We start from the raw sequence: 15,759 nt of genomic DNA, 5'->3' as shown, positions 1-15,759 counted from the left end.
GATCCATGGATCCTTAGGTTACTTGCCACCAGTTAAATATAGACATTTAAGATTAAATAGATATTATTAGTTAATCTTAAATTAGTACGTTCGATTTTAGATTGTACAAATAGGTGTTGACAATCCATTGCCTAACGGCAATCCTCCCTTTTTAGACAGAATCCTTTGTATTAGCTATCCTTATTCTTACTGATTTTGACATTCCGATGCCTAAAAATCTCAATCTAGCCCAAATGTTTCTTTTATATGCACTCTATATCTTAGTAATTACAGGAATTTAATTTTAACTCGTGCGTCAGGAGATTTTATTAACGGCATCTCCATTTACAAAATCTCCCGACCTTGGGGATATAGTTCTGTATTCTGAGAGAATTATAACGACGAATCAGTTCTAAGGCTCGTTTGCTCTCGCAAACATTGCAATTAGTATGTCTAGAGAAGGTGATCTTAAGATTTACTGAAATAAAATCGTCAATTATTTTAAATCAAGGAAGCGTTAATAAAATTTTGTTGAGCGTAACGAAGTGAAGCGAATCTAAATTTTTAGCTGACGAGATTTGAAATAATAGATTTTGCTCCAGGATGAATTGCAGTCAGGTCTAACAAAGAAGATTGCCAGAGGCAATCTTCAATTTGCCCTCTGCAAGAGTCGCTTGCGGGGTGTAAGTCTCCATGAGCCGACGGGCTTGCCGGGGGTATAAGGGGGAGGGCGATGTGGACCCAATTTGCCTTAGCGGCCGAGAGCGACGAAAGGGTCCTTGGGCCTCCCCTTGGAACGAAGATTCAATAGTAAATATAAATAATTCATAATGAGATTAAGTTACGAAGAGAACAACTTTATAATGCTATTATCTTGGATAGTATAAAAAAGGGTTTTTAGGGGAAAACCCCCTAAAATAATTTATCTTGGTTAAAATAAAAAATAATCTGGTATAATAGTATATAAGCAACAATAACAAATCTTGGATTTTAAAAGGAGTATTTTATGAATAGACGTAAGAAAAAGAATTTTGCTAAGGAAAGTGGAAATGTTTTACTAGCTTTATTTGTTGTAAATTTAATTTCATTATTTATATTGAGTAAACTTATCAGAAGTATCAGTTTTGATAAGACATCTGCCCTTTTTATTACAGCAGGAGTTTTGACTATACTTGAAAAGTTTGTAGAGCCAGTACTTAGATTTTTTGCCTTTCCTATCACAATTTTGACTTTTGGCTTATTTTCCCTTGTGATTTCTGCCTTTGTTTTATCTTTGGCATTTAAATTTGTAGGCGGGGCATATATTAATAGTAGCTTTTTTAGTTTGATTTTTGCAAGCATTGTCTTATCAATTGTTTCATCATTTGTAATGAAGTTATTATCTTAAGGAGGTTATGATGGAAGAAAGTAAGAAGAAAGAAGTTGAAAAACGTGGTATTTTCAACGAAAACGGGGATATAGATCTAGCGAAGAGAAAGATTATCCAAGGTAATACCACAAATCTTAACGATTTTAACAACCTAAAATATACCTGGACAAGCGATTGGTATAGGCAGGCTATGAATAACTTTTGGATACCTGAGGAGATTAACTTAAACCAGGATATCAAGGATTATAGAAAACTTGATCAATATGAGAAGAGGGCTTTTGATAGGATTTTATCCTTTCTAACCTACCTTGATTCGATCCAAACAGCCAATTTGCCAAACCTACAAACCTATGTTACAGCAAATGAGATTAACCTTTGTTTGTCAATTCAGACCTATCAAGAGTCAATCCACTCCCAATCTTATTCCTATATCCTAGATACAATTTGTTCGCCAGAAGAAAGAACTAGGATTTTATACCTATGGAAGGAAGATGACCACTTGCTTCGTCGTAATGAGTTTATAGGTGACCAATACAATGAATTCTTGCAAAAAGACAATGAATTCCAATTTGTAAAGGCCCTAATAGCAAATTATATCCTAGAAGGAATCTACTTCTATTCAGGCTTTTCCTTCTTCTACAACCTAGGTAGAAATGGCAAGATGCCAGGAACTGTCCAAGAGATTAGATATATAAATAGGGATGAAAATACCCACCTATGGCTCTTTAGGTCCCTTATAAATGACCTTAAGAAGGAAAGACCTGACCTCTTTACAGATGAGGCGGTAGAAATCTACAGGGACATGCTTAAAGAAGGTGTTAGACAAGAAATCGAATGGGGCAAATATGCCATAGGCGATAATATAGCAGGCCTTTCTACAAAGATGATTGAAGATTACATCAAATACCTAGGCAATCTTCGTGCCCTAGGCCTTGGTTTTGAACCACTTTTTGAAGGCTATAAAGAAATCCCACAAGCAATGAAATGGGTAGATGAAATCTCAGATCCAAATGCAGTAAAAACTGACTTCTTTGAAGCCAAGGTAACAGCTTATTCCAAATCATCAATTATTGAAGATGACCTTTAAAATAAAAAGAGAAAGTTGCTTTTTTAGCTCTTTCTCTTTTTGTTTTATTTAATTGACTGTTTAATTGACTCAGCCATGGATTTAACTAGGGATTCGTTGGCAAGTGGGCCTGCTACTATTAGACTTATATAGGAGTCATTAGTTTTTATTAGGTATTTTTTGCCTGTGAGGGTGTCATTTTGTAGGTAGATTCTGACATCTCCTTCTAGGATATTTTTGTATTTATTTATTTTTCCCATATTTACGATTTGGGCTGGGTAGAGTATTTGGCCTGAGTTTTGGCTATAAGCTTGGTAGATATCACCTGTAATTTTATCTTCTTTTATTATTATTTCTGCTATTACTTCGTTTTTATCCTTGGCTATAAAGGATTTTAGCTTATCATCGTCTTGGTGGAGGTAGAAGTTTTCTGGGATTTTTATTTTTTGCTTATCTATTAAGATTTCCTTGTTTGCAAATACTGAAAGGGCATCCTTGTGGTCTTTGAATGATTTATTTATTTCTAAGGGATCATCTGGAGCATTGTAGGCTGTCATTAGGATATCTGCCATGATAGCTGCTGATGCATTTGACTTACTTGTATCTTCACTTATCACAAAATAGATTAGGCCCCTGTCTCCTTTTATAAAAAAGTGGGTTGATGTTTTATTGCCATTTTTGCTTATAAAATATGCGCTATCAAGATTTGTCATGATATTTTTTATAGGCATTGATTTTATTTTTTGACTTAGATTTTTTTCTTTTATTATTTTGCTAGATAAGTCTATGAGATCATAATCGTAAAAATCGCTTAAATCTTCAAAAGATATGACTAGATCATAGGCAAGACTTGTTGGGAAATCTATATAATATATATTATCGTTTTTGAAGATTTGGCCCTTTTCCGGTATCCTAAAAAATAAGTCGGCTAGCTTTACTTCTTTGTTATAATCAAGATTGGCTAAATCTTTTTTGTCATAGGAGTCGATTCCTTTGATATTTGATGGATAATCTATTAGCTTTACTCTTGTGTAGAGAGATTGGTCATAAGAATAAGATTGTATTTTTGAAAGCGAATAGGCTTCTAAGTTTGGCCTATCTTTGCTTTTACAGCCTACTAAAAGTAAGGCAAAAATAAGTGTTATTAGAGTTTTTTTCATAAAATTTCCTTTTTATTTGTAATATCGCAATTATTTTGTCTAGATTATACCCGTTTTGGGTAAAAATATGATATAATTTAAGTATAAACAGGGGGTGAAATATGACTGATGATATTCTAAGTCAAGTTAAGCTTGCAGAAGAAACTGCGGCAAAAGAGCTTGACGCTGCCAAAGATCAGGCTAGGGAGCTCATCGAAGAGGCAAAAAATCAAGCAAATCTTGCCTATAAAGATGAGATTGCCAAGGCTAAGAATAAGGCCGAAGAGATCCTAGCTGATGCTAAAAAAGAGGCAGAAAAAAAGAGAGAACCAGTGATAGCAAAAGCAAGAGATGAGTCAAAAAAAATCTTGGATGTAGATAAGGCCAAGGTTGAAGCGACTATCAATACTCTTGTAGAAAGGATAGTAAATAATGGCAATAGTTAAGATGAATAAGTTTAGCTTACTTGCCTTTGAGGAAAAAAGGAGCTTATTACTTGATATTCTTCAAAATTTTAACTATGTGCATTTTAACGATTTAAAAGTAAAAGAAGACGAGACTTATCTAAAAGAGCTTACAAATTCTACTAAGATCCAAGCCTTGGATGAAAAGCTTGATAAATTAGCTTTTGCTATTGAGACTAGCTTAAAATATTCATCTACAGAAGAGAGCAAAGACTTTAAAAGGCTAGATATTGATGAGGTCTATAGGGATTCTGAGAATTTTGATTTCAATCTCATTTACGATAAGCTTATAAAATTAGTTAAAGAAAGAGAAGGGCTAGTTGATAAAAACCAAGCCATAGAGCAAAAAATAGGAGACCTTAATCCATGGAAGGATATAGATATCGATATTAGAAGTCTGTACGATTCTAAGAGAGTCTATGTAGAGACAGGTACTATTTCTAGCCAGTTTTACGATGGCCTAAAGAAGAGCCTAGTCGATAAAAACTTTAGCAAATCCCTAATCTATAGGTATTCGGAAGTGGATAAGACTAGCTTTATTGTTGCTATCGCTTCTCTTGATGAGGAAGAAAGATTTAAAGAACTTTTAAGAGAGTACGGATTTTCAAGAATAAGTATTAAGGCAGATGCTTCTGTAAGCAAGAGCCTAAGTGCCCTTAAGAAAGAAGAAGCTAATCTTAAGAGCGAAATTAAGAAAATTGAGGCTGAAATAGGAGAGTTTGATAAATATCTAGAAGATTTCTATTTGTATCAATCATATCTTGTCAATGAAAAGAACAAGGAAGAAGCTACAGAAAACTTCCTTAAGACTTCTCAAATGGATGTTATTGAAGGATACATACCTGAGTCTATGACTGACAGGTTTAAAGCCGACATAGAAAACTCCTTAGATAAAGAATATATCCTAGATATAAAAGATGCTGACAAGGATGATCCAAATGTACCTATTATCCTTGAAAACAACGCAATAGTTGAACCTTACGAATCTGTTGTTGAAACCTATGCCCTACCTAAATATAACGAATTTGACCCATCCTTACTTGTGGCCATTTTCTATACTATATTTACAGGCTTCATGATTGGAGACTTAGGTTATGGAGCTCTTGGTGTGATTGCAACCCTTGTAATCCTCAAGAAAAAAGACTTGCCAAAATCAACAGAGAAGATGATTAAGCTATTTTTAGGTATATCCCTATCAGCTTGCTGTTTTGGAGTATTATTTGGATCAGTCTTTGGCGGAATTATCGATGTGCCATTTGGCTGGATTGATACCCAAACTGATATCAATACGCTTATTACTATAAGTCTTATCATAGGAGGAGCGGCCCTATTTATCGCTCTTGGAATGAAAGGCTATATGTATATAAGAGATGGCAAACCTATGGATGCCATCTACGATGTTTTGTTTTGGTATATGGCAGTAGGTGGACCAATCTACTATTTCCTAAGCAAAAACAAAATAGGCCTTTACCTCATGGCGGTCGGCATGGTTGGCATAGTCCTATTTGCAGGACGTGATGCTAAATCAATAGGCGGAAGGATTGGTTCCGGGGTCTATGACCTATACGGAATTACTTCTTGGGTAGGAGACTTTGTATCCTTCTTAAGACTTATGGCCCTGGTTTTATCAGGCGGCTTTGTAGCCTATGCGGTAAATGTAATTGTTAAAATGTTATTTGGGGCAGGTATTGGCGGAATTATAGGCGGAATCCTAGTCTTTGTAGTATTCCAACTATTTAATATGTTCTTATCCTACTTGTCAGCCTACGTTCACTCACTAAGACTTATCTATGTAGAGATGTTTGGTAAGTTTTATGAAGGCGGCGGCGTTAAATTTAAAGAAATGTTAGAAGATACTAAAAAAATATTAATTAATAGAGGAGAAAGAAAATGACAGAATTTTTAGTTCAAAACGGTGGAATGGTTTTTGGTGTTCTAGCTATGGCATTAGCAACACTATTATCAGGTATGGGAAGTGCTAAGGGAACAGGTATGGCAGGTGAAGCTGCAGCAGCTCTTACAGTAGAACAACCAGAAAAGTTTGGTAAGGTACTAGTTCTTCAGCTACTACCAGGTACACAAGGTCTTTACGGCTTTGCAATTGCTTTCTTTATCATGGGTAAACTAAGCCCAGATATGACCTTTGCAGACGGCCTATATTTTTTAATGGCAGCACTTCCAGTAGCTATAGTAGGTTACTTCTCAGCTGTAAAACAATCAAAGGTAGCTATAGCAGGTATCAATATCCTAGCTAAAAACGAACCAGAATTCGTTAAGGGTATGATCTACTCAGTAATGGTTGAGCTTTACGCAATCTTAGGATTTGTTATTTCCCTACTACTTGTAATGAGAGCATAATATTAGGATAAGATTATGACTAATCTTGATTTAATATTAGAATCAATAAGGAAAAAAGGCGAAGAGGAAAAAAATCAGATATTAAAGGCTGCTGAAGGCGAAGCTAAGGAAATTAGGGAAAAATCTGAAGCAGAAGTAAAAGTTGAGGTAGATAAGATTATAGATAATGCCAAAAAAGAAGCTAAGCAAATTTTGGCCAATGAAGAGCTTTCAGCATCAAGAAATGCCCGTGATATAAAAATCACAGCCAAAAACGAGCTCATAAATTCTATAATCGAAAGGCTCATAGAAGAGCTTAAAGGCCTAGATAATCATTCTTACAAGAAGTTTGTCCTAAATAGACTTAAGGAATTCCCAGGCAAGAAGGCAGATATCATCTTAAGGGATGGAACCTTCTTTGACTCAGAAGACCTAAAAGGACTAAATGTTTCATATGAAACAGTCGATGATGGTTTCATAATAAAAGATGGGGATGTTATCTATGACAATAGCTTTTCATCAATAATCGACTATAACAAGGATGAAATTAAGAAAATAATATCTGGTATTTTTGAAGAAAGGTAATTATGAAAAGAGATGACTTCATAGGAGCTTCTATATCAACTAGAATATATGAAGATGATCTAGTAAAGGATTTTTATAGGCTAAATGAATTAGACTCCCTAAGCGAGATAATGAATGCCTTATCAGATTCATCCTATGGTAGATATATCCAAGAATTAAGAAGGCCAGAAGAATATGAAGAAATCCTAAGCAAGGAACTGGTAAGGGTGTATGACAAAATCGAAGATATAACCCCAGATAAAAATCTGACAGACTATCTAAGAGAAAAGTACAACTTCCACAATTTAAAAGTCCTTGCCAAGGAAATTATCCAAGATGAAGATTATAAGTATTCCCCAATGGGCAATATAGATGTAGACTATCTTAAAAGACAAATCTTAAAGACAGACGAAAAAGATATCTTTGAAGATGATGAAGAAAACATCTATCTTACCTATCTAAAAAGAGCCATAGATGCTTATGAAGATAGGAAAGACCCAGCCATGATAGACATATCCCTAGATAAGTCTTATTATAAAAGAGAGCTTGATATAGCAAATGCCACTGGCATGGATTCACTTATAAACTACACAAAAGAAGCCATTGACCTTATAAATGTCAAAACCCTACTAAGGGTAAGAGATTTAGACCAACTAGGTGATTGCCTAATAGATGGCGGCTTTATAGACAAGGACAGATTTCTTGAAATGTATAAGCTTGATATGACAGGACTTTTGATAAAAATGTCCAATGATAAGATTTATCCATATCTAGCTAGGGCCCTTGACAATGATAAGGGAGAGGTTGAAAATCTCCTAAATCTAGAAAAGGCAATAGATGATCACTTTATGGACTTTGCAAAGGCCAGCAAGGCTGTAACCTATGGTCCAGAAGTTCTACTTGCCTATCTAATCAGCAAGGAGCAAGAAATCAAAAACCTAAGGATAATCTTTATATCTAAGCTAAATGGCCTTTCAAAAGAATTCACAAAAGATAGATTGAGAGAAGCTTATGTATAAAATAGCAGTAATAGGCGATAAGGATTCGATACTAGCCTTTAAGGCCATAGGTATCGAGGTTTTTACAGCCATAGACAAAGACGATGCAAGTAAACTTGTAAAAAAATTAGCAGGGGATAATTATGGAGTAATCTTCATAACAGAAGCCTTTGCTAAGGACATACAAGAAACAATAGATAAATACAGAGAAGCTCTAAGGCCAGCCATTATCCTAATCCCATCTAATAAGGGATCTTTAGGTCTAGGCCTTGCCGATATCAACCGTTCAGTTGAGAAGGCAGTCGGAGCAAACATTCTAAATTAAAGGAGCTTAATTTGAATATAGGTAAAATTACTAAAGTATCTGGACCACTAATAGAGGCATCAGGCCTATCTGATGCTAATATCTATGACGTGGTAGAGGTATCAAAAGATAAGCTCATCGGCGAAATAATTGAGATGAGGGGAGATGTAGCAAGTATTCAAGTTTATGAAGAGACAACCGGTATAGGACCTGGCGATGAAGTTAGGTCAACAGGTAGGCCTCTATCAGTAGAGCTTGGACCAGGCATGCTTGAAAGAATGTATGATGGTATCCAAAGACCACTAGAAAAACTTGAAGAGCTTGCAGGAAATTTCCTAACAAGAGGGGTAACTTCCCCAGGACTAGATAGGGACAAAGTTTGGGAGTTTAAGGCTCTTTTAGAAAAGGGCGCAGAAGTTGTTCCAGGTGATATACTAGGAGAAGTAGAAGAAACAACAGTTATCACCCACAAGATTATGGTTCCAAACGGAATAAAAGGAAGATTAAAAGAGATTAAATCTGGAGAATTTAAGGTAGCTGACACCATTGCTGTTGTAGAAACAGAAGATGGGGATAAAGAGCTAAATATGCTCCAATATTGGCCAGTAAGAAAGGCTCGTCCTATCAAAAGAAAGATAGACCCAAATGAGCCACTTATCACAGGTCAAAGGGTAATAGATACCTTCTTCCCAGTAGCCAAGGGCGGTACAGCTGCAATCCCAGGACCATTTGGTTCAGGTAAGACTGTAGTTCAACACCAGATAGCAAAATATGCTGATGCTGACATAGTAATCTATGTAGGTTGTGGTGAACGTGGAAACGAGATGACAGACGTACTTAACGAATTCCCAGAGCTAATTGATCCGAAAACTGGCGAATCAATCATGAAACGTACAGTTCTTATAGCAAATACATCAAATATGCCAGTAGCAGCCAGAGAGGCATCAATTTATACAGGTATAACCCTTGCTGAATACTTCAGGGACATGGGCTATAACGTAGCTATGATGGCAGACTCTACAAGCCGTTGGGCAGAGGCCCTTCGTGAGATGAGTGGTCGTCTAGAAGAGATGCCTGGTGATGAAGGTTATCCAGCTTATCTAGCAAGTAGGGTTGCAGAATTTTACGAAAGAGCTGGTAAGGTAGAAGTTTTAGGGAATAGAGATGATATCGGTACACTATCAGTAATAGGAGCCGTATCTCCTCCAGGTGGAGACTTGTCAGAACCAGTAACCCAGGCTACCCTACGTATAGTAAAGGTATTCTGGGGCCTAGATTATGACCTATCCTACCAAAGACACTTCCCAGCTATCAACTGGTTAAACTCATATTCACTCTACCAAGACAAGATGGATAAGTTTATAGACAAGGCAGTTGACCAAGATTTCTCAACTCATAGAAAACGTGCTATGAGCCTACTCCAACAAGAATCAGGCCTTTTAGAGGTAGTAAGACTTGTAGGTCGTGATGCCCTATCAGATGATGATAAGCTTAAACTAAATGTAACCAAATCTATCAGAGAAGACTACTTACAACAAAATGCCTTCCACGATATAGATACCTACTGTTCACTAGATAAACAGGATAAGATGCTTGGCACAATCCTCTATAACTATGATAAGTCCCTAGAGGCACTAGGAGCAGGAGTAGAGTTAAAAGATATAGAAAATCTAGAAGTAGTAGAAGCAATCAACAGACTAAAACTAGTAAGTGAAGATGACAAGGCTAGATTTGACCAAATAAAAGAAGAAATAGACAAACAAATCGGCGAACTAATTAAGAGGGAGGCAAAAGATGCTTAAGGAATATAAAACCGTAACAGAAGTAGTTGGCCCTCTTATGCTCGTAGAAGGAGTAGAGGGAGTCGATAACGAAGAGCTTGTTGATATCAAGCTTCAAAATGGCGAACACCGCAGAGGTAGGGTAATAGAAATAGAAAAAGACCGTGCCATGGTTCAGCTATTTGAAGGATCAACAGGTATCAACCTAAAATCAACCTCAGTAAGATTTTTGGGTAGACCATTAGAGCTTGCAGTAAGCGAGGACATGATTGGTCGTGCCTTCAATGGTCTAGGTGAAGCCATTGATGATGGTCCAGAAATCATACCTGAAGAAAAAAGAGATGTAAATGGTACAGCCATCAACCCTGTATCAAGGGACTACCCATCAGAATTTATCCAAACAGGTATATCAACAATCGATGGACTAAACACCCTAGTTCGTGGCCAAAAGCTACCAATATTTTCTGGAAACGGTCTGCCACACAATCAAGTAGCAGCTCAAATTGCCAGACAAGCAAGGGTACTCGGAGATGACGAAGGCTTTGCCGTAGTCTTTGCAGCCATAGGTATCACCTTTGAAGAAGCACAATTTTTCATGGATGACTTCAAAAAGACAGGGGCAATCGACCGTTCAGTACTCTTTATGAACCTAGCAGATGACCCAGCCATAGAGCGTCTATCAACACCAAAAATGGCCCTAACCTGTGCTGAATACCTAGCTTTCGAAAAGGATATGCAAGTACTAGTAATCATGACAGACATGACAAACTACGCAGAAGCCCTTCGTGAAGTATCAGCAGCTAGAAAAGAAGTACCAGGTCGTCGTGGTTACCCAGGTTACCTATATACAGACCTTTCAACAATCTATGAGAGAGCTGGAAAACTTCGTGGAAAACCAGGAACAATTACCCAAATTCCAATCCTATCCATGCCAGAAGATGATATAACCCACCCAATCCCAGACCTAACAGGCTACATCACAGAAGGACAGATAATCCTAGATAGGAGCCTATATAACCAAGGAGCCCAACCACCAGTATCAATCCTACCATCCCTATCAAGACTTAAAGATAAGGGTATAGGCAAGGGCAAAACTAGAGAAGACCACGCAGATACCATGAACCAAATCTACGCAGCCTACGCCTCAGGTGTAGATGCTCGTGAGCTTCAAAAAATCCTAGGTGACTCAGCCCTATCAGATGCAGACCTTGCCTTTGCAGAATTTGCCAAGGCCTTTGAGGAAAAATACATCAATCAAGGTTACTACACAAATAGGACCATAGAAGAAACCCTAAACTTGGGTTGGGAATTATTAAAGATAATACCAAAATCAGAACTTAAGAGAATTGATGATGCCCTTATTGAAAAATACATGGATTAGGAGCATAAAATGGCAAGACTAAAAGTAACTCCAACAAGGATGAACCTAAACACCCTTAAGGATAGGCTTGCCACTGCCAAAAGAGGCTACAAGCTATTAAAAGATAAGCAAGATGAGCTAATGAGACAATTCCTAGAATTAATCAGGAAAAACAAGACCCTAAGAGAAGAAGTCGAAAAAGAATTATCAGATTCCTTCGCTTCCTTCCTTATGGCCTCAGCCTTCATGAGCCCAGAAGTCCTCGAAGAAGCAGTAAGCTTCCCAACACAAAAGGTAGGCATTGACATAAAAACAGCCAATGTCATGAGTGTTAGGATTCCTAAGATGGAGTTTAAAGTAGAAAAAAACGAAAACGCAAGCGATTTGCCATATGGTTATGCTACAACAAGTGCAGGTCTAGATGAGGCCCTACTTAAGCTAAACCATGTCACAGACAGACTTCTAAGCCTAGCAGAGCTAGAAAAGACAACCCAGCTAATGGCTGATGAAATAGAATCAACCAGAAGAAGGGTAAACGCCCTAGAATACAGGACAATCCCAGACTTAGAAGAAACAATCAAATATATCAGATCAAAACTAGAAGAAAACGAAAGAGCAACTATCTCTCGTTTGATGAAGGTAAAAGATATAATTTCAGAAGAAAGATAAGAAACTCCCCGGTCTGGGGAGTTTTAAATTTGTTTAAAATTTAAATGATTTTTAGCAAATTCCTTTATAATAAATTTTTAGTCAGTATAATATAAATCGTGACGCAAAATTTATGAGAGGAAAGAAATGAAAAAGAACAAATTATCCATAGTATTCCTAAGCTTAGTTGGGATATTATCAATATATATAGCAAATACCCATCCAGAAACTTTCGCAAGCCCCTGGGCCCTAATGCCACCTATCGTGGCAATCCTTATGGCCCTAATTACAAAGGAGGTTTATTCTTCCTTGTTTATAGGCCTTGTAATCGGGGCTATTCTTGCAAGTGGTGGTTCGATTGGAAAATTTTTAGACAATGTCATAGTAGAAGGCTTCATCAAGGCCATACAGGATAATGGGGGAATCTTTATTTTCCTTATTTCCTTGGGAGTTATGGTAAGTCTTATAAATGAATCAGGAGGATCGAAAGCCTTTGGCAAGTGGGCCCATTCCAAGATTAAATCTAGGAAACAAGCCCAAATCTCGACCTATTTCCTATCAGCCATGCTCTTTATAGACGATTATTTTAATTGCCTAACAACAGGCTCAGTCATGAAGCCAATTACAGATTCCTACAAGATTTCAAGGGCAAAGCTAGCCTATATAATAGATGCAACAGCAGCTCCCATCTGCATGATAGCGCCGATTTCATCCTGGGCTGCAGCAGTATCAGGCTATGCTGAAGGAACAGGCTTATCTGGTATAGAGATGTTTATAAGGGCCATTCCCTTTAATTTTTATTCGCTTTTAACCCTAGTCTTTGTTGCAACTATAATTTTAACAGACAACGACTATGGCCCAATGAAAGAATTTGAACAAAGGGCAAAAGAAAGCGGAGAGCTTGGGATAAATAGCAAAAAACGAATAGAAACTAGTGATGATGGGATAGAAGGCAGAGTTAGAGACTTGGTCTTTCCAATAATCATCCTAATTATATCCTGCATCAGCAGCCTAATCTATGTGGGTGGATTTTTTGATAAGGCAAGCCCTTATTACATGGACTTTGTAAATGCCTTTGCCAATACAGATTCCCAGGTAGCCCTTGCTACAGGATCAGTCATTGCCCTAATAATTTCTATGATATTTTTAAATTTGAGTGGCAGGATTAGCTTTGAAAGGTCTATGGAGCTCCTTCCAGAGGGCTTTTCATCTATGACATCAGCCATCCTTATTTTAAGCCTTGCCACAAGCCTTAAAAATATTTCTAATGACCTTCTAGGATCTGCAGCCTTTGTTGGAAATGTCATGACAAATGTGGCAGGAAGTTTAAATAATTTCCTACCTGCTGTAATCTTTGTGGTAGCCATAGCCCTAGCCTTTGCTACAGGCACAAGTTGGGGGACCTTTGGTATCCTTATACCAATAGTCGCATTTATGTTTGATCCGGCCAATCCCTTATTTTTTATAGGCATATCAGCCTGCCTATCTGGGGCAGTATGCGGAGATCACATCTCTCCAATATCAGATACAACAATCATGTCATCAGCAGGGGCTGGAGCCAACCACATCGACCATGTCAAAACCCAACTTCCTTATGGATTAACAGTAGCAGCCATTGCCTTTATATCCTATATAATAGCAGGCTTTAGCAAAAGTGCGACTATTTCCCTTGCCTTTGGGATAATAGTTATAATGGTTCTCATGTTTCTAATAAAAAAGATAAAGCGAGCTTAGGCTTGCTTTTTTAGTGGGTGAAACTTTGACAGCTAAGGCCTAAATCCATATAGTCATAGAGATTAAGGAGAGAAAATGGATTATATTTATAAATTTGATACCGACAATGGTTTTGAAAAAACCGACATAGATAGCTTTTATGATGTAATAGAAGATGAAGATTTTTATCTGATGTATCTGGGCAAGGATTCCTTTATAGACTTCGCTAAGACCTATGACATAGATACAGCAATCATTGACCTGCTTTTGACAGATTCATCCAAGAAATCCTACATGGCAGTAGAAGATAAGTACACCTTCGCCATACTAGAGATGCTTGATATCAGGGGCAATCTAGATGCATCTGACCTCATAGGATTTTATATAGAAAATAACAGGCTAATAATTGTAGACCTCTACGATAGGGATAAGTCATCAGCCAGGGCTTTTAAGAAAATCTTGACCAAGAAATTTTCAGCCAGGTCTCCAGGAAGAATCTTAAAACACTTCATAACAGCCCTGATAGAAAATCATAACTCAATCTTTGACCAAATCAAAAACTCAACAGCCTCCATAGAAGATGGGATAAATAAGAACAAAAAGCCAAAAAATTCTATAGAGATGATTTCAGATAATAGGCACAAGGCCTTAAATCTCTACACATCTTACGAAAGACTCCTGGATACAATTGAAGTCTTAGTAGAAAATGAAAATGACATTTTTGATGACGATGACATCAAGCACCTAAAGAGTGTATCCTTTAGGGTTGAAAGGTACTCATCAAACATATCATATCTTTCAGATTATATAACAAATGTAAAAGACTCCTACGCCTCAAAAATGGACCTAACCATGAATAACACCATGAAAGTCCTAACAGTAGTAACAACAATCTTCACCCCAATAACAATACTCACAGGCTGGTACGGGATGAACTTTGAAAACATGCCAGAACTAAACTGGGAACACGGCTACCTATATGTGATAGTCTTGTCATTATTTTCACTTCTAGTTGGGACCTTATTATTTAGGAAGTTGGACAAATAATATGGGATTTAGGGGGCTTCCCCCTAAATGACCCCCTTATTGGGGATTTTTATCCAAGATAATATTGTTATTTAGTGTTTTTCTTCGTTATTTTATCTCATAATGAATTATTGTCATCAAGCCGATGACTTCGCCTAAGGGGGAGGGCCAAGGACCCTTTCGCATGGGTCCTCATCGCCCTCCCCCTTACACCCCCCTCTCCGTTACACCCCGCAAGCGACTCCTTAGCGGAGGGCGAATATAGAAGATTGCCTTTGGCAATCCTCTTTCTCAGGTGGATTGCTTCGTATTTATCTGGCCTTTTTCTTACTGATTTAAAATCAAAAGTCCCCTAAAAATCACAATCTAGTCCAACTATCATCTTTATAGTTGCTTGTCATCTTAGTAGTTACAGTATTTGTATTTAAGTGTGGCTGTCAGTGTGATTTTCTTGACGGTGACTTTTTATTTTAAATCTTCCGATAAATTAGTATATTAGACCCTCCAATCGCAATGTTTGCCAAAGGCAAACGAGCTTTAAACCTGCTTTGTCGTTAATATTCTCTCAGAATACAGAATAATTCTCCCAAGGTCGGGAGATTTTGTAAATGGAGATGCCGTTAAGAAAATCTCCTGACGCACAAGTGAATATTAAATTTCTGTGATTACTGAGATGTAGAGTATATACAAAGCATAAATTTGAGCTAGATTGAGATTTTTAGGCATCGGAATGTCAAAATCAGTTATGATTGGGCTAGCTAAAACAAAGGGATTTGTCTAAAAAGAGTGGCTTGCCGAAGGCAAGCTTCTAATCATGCTCCCCGCTTTAGGGGCCGCCTGGGGGTGTAACGGGGAGGGGGTGCAAGGGGGAGCCCGATGAGGGACTGTAGGACTCCCCAAAAGTTGTAGCTAGAAAAGAGGCTGCAATGAAAAAATATAGTTTAGAATTAAAGAAAAAAGTAATAAAAGAATACGAAGAAGGCGAAATAAGTTTAAATAAATTAGCAAGAA

Annotated in this window: 14 protein-coding genes; 13 read left to right on the top strand and 1 reads right to left on the bottom strand. The window is 37.3% G+C overall.

What is annotated here, in order from left to right; translation table 11 throughout:
• The first annotated feature begins 985 nt into the window (after positions 1-985).
• Positions 986-1,366 (top strand): phage holin family protein, encoded by a 381-nt coding sequence (locus NH286_RS09250; protein WP_106461834.1) that lies wholly within the window; start codon positions 986-988, stop codon positions 1,364-1,366.
• A gap of 10 nt (positions 1,367-1,376) precedes the next feature.
• Positions 1,377-2,435: a ribonucleotide-diphosphate reductase subunit beta gene (locus NH286_RS09245; RefSeq protein WP_265238453.1), complete on the top strand. Its 1,059-nt coding sequence runs from the start codon at positions 1,377-1,379 to the stop codon at positions 2,433-2,435.
• 44 nt (positions 2,436-2,479) lie between these two features.
• On the opposite strand, the gene NH286_RS09240 is transcribed toward NH286_RS09245, so the two are convergent.
• Positions 2,480-3,574, bottom strand: coding sequence for a hypothetical protein (locus tag NH286_RS09240; protein WP_265238451.1), 1,095 nt, complete (start codon positions 3,572-3,574; stop codon positions 2,480-2,482).
• 101 nt (positions 3,575-3,675) lie between these two features.
• Between NH286_RS09240 and NH286_RS09235 the strand changes: the two genes are divergently transcribed.
• From NH286_RS09235 to NH286_RS09185, 11 genes are all read left to right on the top strand, one after another.
• Positions 3,676-3,999 (top strand): V-type ATP synthase subunit H, encoded by a 324-nt coding sequence (locus NH286_RS09235; RefSeq protein ID WP_265238449.1) that lies wholly within the window; start codon positions 3,676-3,678, stop codon positions 3,997-3,999.
• Entirely contained in the window at positions 3,986-5,911 is a 1,926-nt protein-coding gene (locus NH286_RS09230; RefSeq protein WP_265238447.1) for a V-type ATP synthase subunit I, read from the top strand. The genes NH286_RS09235 and NH286_RS09230 overlap by 14 nt, the downstream gene beginning before the upstream one ends.
• Positions 5,908-6,375, top strand: coding sequence for a V-type ATP synthase subunit K (locus NH286_RS09225; RefSeq protein WP_265215126.1), 468 nt, complete (start codon positions 5,908-5,910; stop codon positions 6,373-6,375). Before NH286_RS09230 ends, NH286_RS09225 begins: the two co-directional genes overlap by 4 nt.
• Before the next feature lie 15 nt (positions 6,376-6,390).
• Positions 6,391-6,939: a V-type ATP synthase subunit E gene (locus NH286_RS09220; RefSeq protein WP_265238445.1), complete on the top strand. Its 549-nt coding sequence runs from the start codon at positions 6,391-6,393 to the stop codon at positions 6,937-6,939.
• 2 nt (positions 6,940-6,941) lie between these two features.
• Positions 6,942-7,937 (top strand): V-type ATPase subunit, encoded by a 996-nt coding sequence (locus tag NH286_RS09215; RefSeq protein WP_265238443.1) that lies wholly within the window; start codon positions 6,942-6,944, stop codon positions 7,935-7,937.
• A complete protein-coding gene (locus tag NH286_RS09210) occupies positions 7,930-8,241 on the top strand; it encodes a V-type ATP synthase subunit F (RefSeq protein ID WP_106461284.1) in 312 nt (103 codons plus the stop codon). Before NH286_RS09215 ends, NH286_RS09210 begins: the two co-directional genes overlap by 8 nt.
• Before the next feature lie 11 nt (positions 8,242-8,252).
• Entirely contained in the window at positions 8,253-10,022 is a 1,770-nt protein-coding gene (locus NH286_RS09205) for a V-type ATP synthase subunit A (RefSeq protein ID WP_265238441.1), read from the top strand.
• A complete protein-coding gene (locus NH286_RS09200; RefSeq protein WP_106461286.1) occupies positions 10,015-11,382 on the top strand; it encodes a V-type ATP synthase subunit B in 1,368 nt (455 codons plus the stop codon). The genes NH286_RS09205 and NH286_RS09200 overlap by 8 nt, the downstream gene beginning before the upstream one ends.
• Positions 11,383-11,391: 9 nt before the next feature.
• Entirely contained in the window at positions 11,392-12,030 is a 639-nt protein-coding gene (locus NH286_RS09195; protein ID WP_265215135.1) for a V-type ATP synthase subunit D, read from the top strand.
• Between the two features lie 126 nt (positions 12,031-12,156).
• The gene (locus NH286_RS09190) at positions 12,157-13,743 is read left to right on the top strand and encodes a Na+/H+ antiporter NhaC family protein (protein WP_265238439.1); all 1,587 of its coding nucleotides are present in this window, start codon (positions 12,157-12,159) and stop codon (positions 13,741-13,743) included.
• Between the two features lie 75 nt (positions 13,744-13,818).
• Positions 13,819-14,769: a CorA family divalent cation transporter gene (locus tag NH286_RS09185; protein WP_265215137.1), complete on the top strand. Its 951-nt coding sequence runs from the start codon at positions 13,819-13,821 to the stop codon at positions 14,767-14,769.
• The last annotated feature ends 990 nt before the right edge of the window (positions 14,770-15,759 follow it).

It is taken from the genome of Anaerococcus sp. NML200574 (genome assembly GCF_026131665.1).
Lineage (GTDB): Bacteria > Bacillota > Clostridia > Tissierellales > Peptoniphilaceae > Anaerococcus > Anaerococcus kampingae.
Note: the sequence above shows the minus strand (reverse complement) of the source record. Positions and strands in the feature narration are given on the sequence as shown.